Genomic DNA, 7,237 nt, shown 5'->3' on the forward strand with positions numbered 1-7,237 from the left:
AGTTACCAGCAACTCTGATCATGCGACCGTTTAATTTTGACACCCTGGCAGTACGAGTTTACCAGTATGCCTCCGATGAACGATTAATACAGGCATCAGCACCAGCCTTAGCGATTGTTTTAGTAGGAATTATCCCAGTAATTTTATTGAGTTTAAAGATTGCTAAATCTCAGGGATAATAATTATAAAGGTTGAAAGTTATTGGGTTGTTCGCGTAGCGTGGCCAAAGGCCAAGGTTGTTCGCGTAGCGTGGCCAAAGGCCAAGGTTATTGGCTTGTTCGCGTAGCGTGGGCGAAAGGCCAAGGGTTAAGTGCGTAGGGTGCGTTTCCTAAGGCACCCTACGGCACATTTACTATAGCAATTATAAATAGATTGTGAAATCTGATCCGGGCAGGATGCTGGCACTAACAATGATTTTGGGTTTATGGATTTTCAGAACTCGTTTATAACCCCTATATCCCTCTTCTGTCACTCTCGGATCAATCAACGATTTTTCGAGGATAAAGCCAAGCAAAAATCAATGTTTCAACCTAGTTTGATAGTCAGCATATGCTGACGGCTGAATGCTTACGTTTGATAAAAGAGGAGTATCTACGGATACTTTCACTAATCCGAAAAAATCTTAATTTAATGTTAAGCCAAAACTAATCACGCTTCTTTGATGAAACCATTTAGTAATGGATTTAGTAGCATCTACTGTGCCGGTTCAAACACCCTATCTATATTGGGAGCGCAGTAGTGCCATTCTGATTCCCTGTTAACTTGAAAATTCTGGAATAAAAATGCTGAAAAAGCTAACCTTTGTATTGGTAGCGATACTTTATGTATTCTGCACATCTGTGTCTGCTGCCCATGCCGACACCCTAAAATACGGCGATCTGGTCAATGTTGTGAGAAATAACCTTGATTCAGACTGGAAGTACATGGATACTTACAAATCCGATTGTGATGCTAATTATCTATGTGTATCTCTGTATGACGATAATAATCGAGATACAAATAGCGGCATATGGAAAATAACATATGCTGGAATTAATAATAAGAATGAGGGGGATTCTGTTATGAACCAGGATGCCATACACCTTCAGAACCAATATCAAGGGGATGGAGGATTTTTAGATACTAAAAAATGGGAATCAGAAGATGATAAGACTGAGTTGCATGTATCTACTGCTAAAAGTTCTAACAGAGATGACAATAGTGGTAGCTGGATCATACAGTTGGCTTCAGGAGAAATCACTGAGAATGAAACATTCCGTCTGCTCAATGGTTACCAAAATTATACGGGAGGGCATTTGAAAGCCCCAGTTAATACAGGCTGTCACAACGACGACCATTGTGTGGAGACTACCAAAAACCAACAACAAGACGACAGCACTTTTTGGTACTTCGTCAAGAATAGCGGTTCTTAGTCTAATCAGGTACACAGGATTTTTCCCCTCTTACCTCACTTCCCCTCCTAGGAGCCTATGGAGCTGCCAGTAAGCGTGGCCCACGGCCTTAGTCCCTACTCCCTTAAAACATGTACCTCACCTAATTGAAAACCGCTATCGGAAAAAATCTACAGTTAAGTAGTGGACTGACACAGCTAAAATTTTGCTTTAGGAAAAACCCTTAATTTCTAAGAGATTAAGGGTTTTTCCTAACATATATTCTGCTACTTTAGCTGTGCCACGCCAGTAGGGTGCTTTCGGAACGCACCCAAAAAAAAAATTCTTTAAAAAATTATTTGTGACCCTGATTAAGCTACTATAGCCCTAAGCCTAAAGTTCTTTTCATTGATATCATGTAAGCATTCAGCTAATGCGCGTAGCGCACGCTACTTGAGGTGCTATCAGCTAATGCGCGTAGCGCAATCGGTGTTTTTGAATAAAATAACCTGTTCGCGTAGCGTGATCCTTTGGCTGAGCGCTGACCGCTGAGCCCTGACCGCTGAATGCTTACAAAAATACTAATAAACATCTCTGGGAAAGGATTCTGGAAGCTAAGCCAAGCTTAACCTAAAATCTGATTTCCCAAAGATGTCTAATAGTGTAATTATTCGGGAATATAGCAGTCGCCAGCGATGCAGCGCGGTCTTGGGGGTTTCCCCCACTCGCTATTGCATCAAGACAGGGCAGTTATGACATGACAAAAGTCTCAAACCTAAGTAAGCCCAAGAGTTTTACTTCTGACTTCTGACTTCTGACTTCTGCTATAGGGTATGGGGCAAGAGTTAAATCAAGCCTTTCTTCATACCTTATTCTCTATTCAATATCTCTGATTTAGATATTGAATAAGCTCCTTGAGGAACCCAAAGTTTCCATCTTCCTTGTCCTCTAGATAGTGCTTAAGTTCATTCACTATCTCAGCTTTTTCATCCACAACCTCTTGATTCTCAACTTCTTGAGCCTGTTGCTCCACAGGTGTTCCATCTAGATAGGTCCATTGACACTCAGGTATGGAGTCGTCTTGCGGATCACGTGTTGAGAGAATGTCCATCGTCAGCTTATTAAGCGTGCCGGTGAACTCGAAGGGTGAGTCATAGTGATAGCTGGTTGGTGAGAGCAAGTCCATCCCTACATCCTGGGTCTCCAGAGAATAGCGTGCGGGGACGGTTTTGTCCATGTGAGCTTGGCCAAGCTGTGTACCATTAATAAACAGTGTACCGGTACCTCCTCCACCGACGTTTTCTCCATTCTCTTCATCGTAATTGAAGGTAAACTTAAGCTCAACATTATCACCCGTTGGTACGTCTTGGGTTGAGGTAATGTCGCAGTATTGGCCAAAATAGTTGTGGGTGTAGTTGAGCTTATTGTCCTTGACGTAGAAGGTATAGCCTCCTACCTCTCCACCCATGCCCAGGAGTACGCCGTCGGCTCCCCCATCAGGAATGTTAACGTCAGCTATGATGTCATGAGATGTGTTTTTCACGTCCGGCGCTACCCCTTCTGGTAGGCGAACTGCCCCCTCATAGAATTCGAAATGATCCCGTCCAGAGGTAAAACTGGGACGCAAACTCACATCACCTCGTTCAGAAAAGCGATCATCTAGTGGGAAGACATTATACTTACTTCCTTCGATCATGAATAGTTCTTTGAGATTTTCTAACTTATCAGGATTGTCTGCAGATAAGTCAGTAGCTTGGGTGAAGTCTGTTGCCAGGTCGAAGAGTTCCCAAGTATCCTCATCAAAGTCCTGGGTCATTTGACCGCTTGTAGGAGTAAACGGGTACCTGTGGAGAGTCGATGCCATCCATTCGTTTTCTCCGTCGGGTTTATAGATCCCCCGATTACCATACATCTCGAAGTATTGAGTATTGTGGACGTATTTATATTGGCACAGATCATCAGGTTCACCTTCAATTTGATCGGTTGGATCTGTGCACAACTCGTAAGCTTTGCTCTTATCATCGTCAAAGGTATAAGCTAAGCTGACCCCCTCAATCGGCTTCTGCTGAATGCTGTTAACCATAAAGGGTTCTTCAATCCCAGCAACTTCGAGAATAGTGGGTGCGATATCAATGACGTGGTGAAACTGATTGCGGAATCGTCTTTCAGTTGAATCATTGCTAATTTTGGCAGGCCATTTAATTACCATGGGGTTACGAGTACCACCGAAGTAGGAACCCACCTTCTTCGTCCAACGGAAGGGCGCGTCTGTAGCCCAGGCCCAGCCGACGGCATATTCGGGTGAGGTTCCAGGCATGCCCCAATTGTCTTTGCAAGCTATGTTTTCGTCCTTGGAAGTTGGCAATCCGTTGAGGCTCTTCAGCTCGTTGCAAACCCCATCTTCAGAACCTGCAGGAGCAGCACCGTTGTCACCAACAATATAGATGATCATGGTGTTATCCAAGTCTTCCTCGGGAATAGCATCAATGACTCGACCTACCTCGTCATCGGTATATTCCAGAAACGCTGCATAGATTTCCATCTGGGTGGCCAAGATCTCCTGGTAATCGGGATCGTAGCTATCCCAAGCAGGTATCTGGTCAGGCCGGTCAGTGAGTTCGCCAATTGGGTTGCCTTCATCATCGATTGGAATTACACCCAGTTCCTGCTGAAACTTGTAGATCTTATTACGCCAATCGTCCCAACCGTTATCGAACACGCCATCGTAATGGTTACGATACTCTTCGGGTGGCTGGTGCGGTGCGTGGGTCGCCCCTGGTGCAAAGTAAAGGAAGAAGGGTCGGTCCGGTGCAATGGAATGCTGATTTCTCATCCACGTAATCGCTTTATCCGCCAGGTCGTGCCCAAGGTTATAGGTTTTTCCGTCGCTGGTGGTTGCTGGTGGATTTATGGGGTTTAGGTTTTCATACAGTGCAGGATACCACTGGTCAGTTTCGCCACTGATGAACCCATAGAAGTAGTCAAATCCCAAAGCATTAGGCCAGCGATCAAACGGGCCTACCATACTTGTCTCGTTATCAGGAGCGTTGTGATTTTTACCGAACCAAGCTGTGCTATAGCCGTTGTCTTGGAGAATCTGAGCGATGGTGGCTGTACTCTTAGGAATCCTTCCGGTATAGCCTGGATAACCTACTGCGATTTCCTCAATAGCTGCATTGGCCGCTGACTGGTGGTTACGCCCTGTCAACATTGCTGCACGAGTTGGCGAGCAAAGGGAGGTTGTGTGGAAGCGAGTATAGCTCAGACCCTCGCTAGCCAGTTTGTCTAGGGTATCTGTTTTAACAGGTCCACCGAATGTTGCGGCTGAACTGAAGCCGACATCATCGAGAAGCACCAGCACAATGTTTGGTGCCCCCTCCGGGGCTTCCGGGGATTGTAGAATCGAGGTGTCTGGGGTGGAATTTTTGTAGCTGACATCGATGTCGCCGTTAAATTCGGGGTCTGGTTGTGGCAGAATTGCCTGGGCAGAGGCTGGCGGCACCAATCCTGCTAGGGAAAATATCACCACTGCCACAATCGTGGTAATTAATTTTGCTAATTTGATCTTCATTCAAGCTTTACAGCTGCTCACTGTTCTAGTTTTTTGTTCTGGGTACATCAATTTTTCGGTTGCTTAGGCTCCAGGCTAAGCCTGACTTGATCCTTGACAAGGCTAAGGCTAATCAAACATGCGTGAGTTGCATCATGCCTAAGTTACCTAGATGACATGCACCAATTGAATGCCTATAGAACTTTATCATTATCCAAAAAATTTTGTCAAAGAATTTGACAAAATTTTTTGGATTTTTTATTTACCTTTTATTAAGATTTTATTTACATTTTTATGTTGTACAAGAAAAATTTTAGTTGTCACTATTTGTCAATAGCTTGTTAATAACTTGTAATTAATATTTCGTTATCAAAGCCTCAATCTCTTGCTGTGACTAGGATTTAGGATGGAAACCTTTAGGTCGCTGATGCTCTAATTATCGTTGTAGTTATCTGTTTTGGATTGATAAGCTAGGGTTCTGGTTACGCTTCCGGAGCTAAAAGCCTGCAAAGCTATAGCATCAGGGCTATTTCATTCTAGATGGTAAGATAAGATGCTAAGGCACAAGAGGGAGGATGTCGCTTAGGCAGAACATTTGTACTAAATATAATGCCCCCTCATGGGTTTAAGCTTGCTCTGATGGTACATAGTTCATTTGTTCTGCAATGCCAGACCGGCTCCCGGCACAAGGGCACAAGAGAATCAACATCGATGGGTCAAATTGCTATTTTAGAAGCCTTTTCTGATTTACCAGATGCTCGTAGAGGGCAGGGAAGAAGACACTCAATGGCTCTATGTCTGGCTATCTTTACCCTAGCAGTCGCTGCAGGGAATAAAGGATTTTTAGCGATCGCTGATTGGATTGAAACAATCGTGAGGAGTTGAGCCAATTGTTTCAAGTCAACCGACTGCCATCATACAGCACAATCCGCCGAGTGTTACTGAATATGGATTACTCAGATTATTCAGCAAGGCTCGCTTGCTTTTTCGAGATCACTCCGGAAGCGGGAGAGACTTTAGGGGTAGATGGGAAAGTTTTGAGAGGGTCATTTATGGTCGAACAAGACAATCCACATTGCGATCGCCATCCCGCAATTATGTTAGTGAGTGCCTACTTGGTAGAGAGAGGATTAATTCTCAAGCCTGATATGGTTGTCAAAAAAACGAATGAGATTAAGGCAGTGCCAGAGTTGATCAAAGCACTAGCACTCAAAGGCGTGGTTTTTGCCTTTGATGCCATAAACACCCAAAAAAAACTTGTCAGCTGATCATCGATAGTGGGAATCACTATATAGCAGCCCTTAAAGGGAACCAACCAAAACTTTTTGCAGCCGCCCAACAGCAGTTCGTTCCTCAGCAATCTTTTGAACAGATCAATAAAGGACACGGTCGAATAGAAAAACGAAGTGTTAGTATTTGCCAAGTTACCCAAGGTTTGCCTTCTTGGCCTGGATTAGCTACCGTGATTCAAGTTCAGTCCCGACGGATTACTACAAATACTGATCAGACCCAGATCCGATACTATATCTCTGACTTGAAAGAAACGGCTGAACAATTTGCCAAGCGGATTCGAGGCTATTGGGGCGTAGAGAACAAAGTTCATTATGTCAGAGATGTCACTCAGGGTGAAGATAAATCTCGTATCAGGACAACTCCTCTGGTACAAATTTGGGCGATCGCTCGTAATTTAGCTCTGAATCTTTATCGAGATGCAGGGTTTGACAACATGGCTCAAGCACAAAGAAAATGCCAATTTGGGCTTAAGCATATTTTGGCACTTTTTAGAATGAAATAGCCCTGGCTATAGCATTTACAAATAGGTCATAAACAACCTTGGTGATTTTTCATAACATCAAAAACTCTTTGAAACTCTTTCCTACTCTTGCCTGTTGTGTGTTTCCTTTATTGATGCAGTCCTATGTTTACATCTCAAATAAAAACCCTATAGAATTACCAAGGCTTACTGATTGATGTATTGTTTTGTAAACGATACTTGACAAATCACCCATAGCTTTAATAAAAATCTGACCCCTTCAAGTAAAAGCACTAAAATTTAGCACTCAGGAGTCAGAATAGGTCAAGGTTCATGGTGTTGGGATAAAAAAAAAGGGAATAGGGAACAGGGAAAAGAGGAGTTTTTGCTTTATCGGCGCTACTCCCTACTCCCTCGGTGCGCTTGACCCGTAATTAAATTCGCCACGGGTCGCACCGCTCCCTACTCCCTAAAACGACAGTACTTGATCTAATTTATAACTGTTATACCCAACCAGCAATATCCATAAGTTGAACTGCTGTAGCACTATTGGGACCATATTGG

3 protein-coding genes and 2 pseudogenes are annotated in these 7,237 nt (G+C 43.7%); 4 read left to right on the plus strand and 1 reads right to left on the minus strand.

Annotated elements, in window-relative coordinates; translation table 11 throughout:
- A pseudogene (locus tag F6K38_RS32020) lies at positions 1-179 on the plus strand (iron ABC transporter permease); the annotation flags it as partial.
- Positions 180-782: 603 nt separating this feature from the next.
- Entirely contained in the window at positions 783-1,412 is a 630-nt protein-coding gene (locus F6K38_RS32025; protein WP_287359093.1) for a hypothetical protein, read from the plus strand.
- Between the two features lie 838 nt (positions 1,413-2,250).
- Here the strand turns inward: F6K38_RS32025 and F6K38_RS32030 are convergent.
- Entirely contained in the window at positions 2,251-4,941 is a 2,691-nt protein-coding gene (locus tag F6K38_RS32030) for an arylsulfatase (RefSeq protein WP_287359096.1), read from the minus strand.
- Between the two features lie 690 nt (positions 4,942-5,631).
- Between F6K38_RS32030 and F6K38_RS32035 the strand changes: the two genes are divergently transcribed.
- Both F6K38_RS32035 and F6K38_RS32040 read left to right on the plus strand, forming a co-directional pair.
- Positions 5,632-5,805, plus strand: coding sequence for a transposase family protein (locus tag F6K38_RS32035; RefSeq protein ID WP_287255204.1), 174 nt, complete (start codon positions 5,632-5,634; stop codon positions 5,803-5,805).
- A 62-nt stretch (positions 5,806-5,867) separates the two neighbouring features.
- Positions 5,868-6,715 (plus strand): annotated as a pseudogene (locus F6K38_RS32040) (ISAs1 family transposase).
- Positions 6,716-7,237: the final 522 nt, after the last annotated feature.

It is taken from the genome of Moorena sp. SIO3B2 (genome assembly GCF_010692525.1).
GTDB classification, from domain to species: domain Bacteria; phylum Cyanobacteriota; class Cyanobacteriia; order Cyanobacteriales; family Coleofasciculaceae; genus Moorena; species Moorena producens.

Bases quoted from the DNA above. Each gene is read 5' to 3' on its own strand.
- F6K38_RS32025 (WP_287359093.1), top strand. From the start codon at position 783: ATGCTGAAAAAGCTAACCTTTGTATTGGTAGCGATACTTTATGTATTC.
- F6K38_RS32035 (WP_287255204.1), top strand. From the start codon at position 5,632: ATGGGTCAAATTGCTATTTTAGAAGCCTTTTCTGATTTACCAGATGCT.
- F6K38_RS32030 (WP_287359096.1), bottom strand. From the start codon at position 4,941: ATGAAGATCAAATTAGCAAAATTAATTACCACGATTGTGGCAGTGGTG.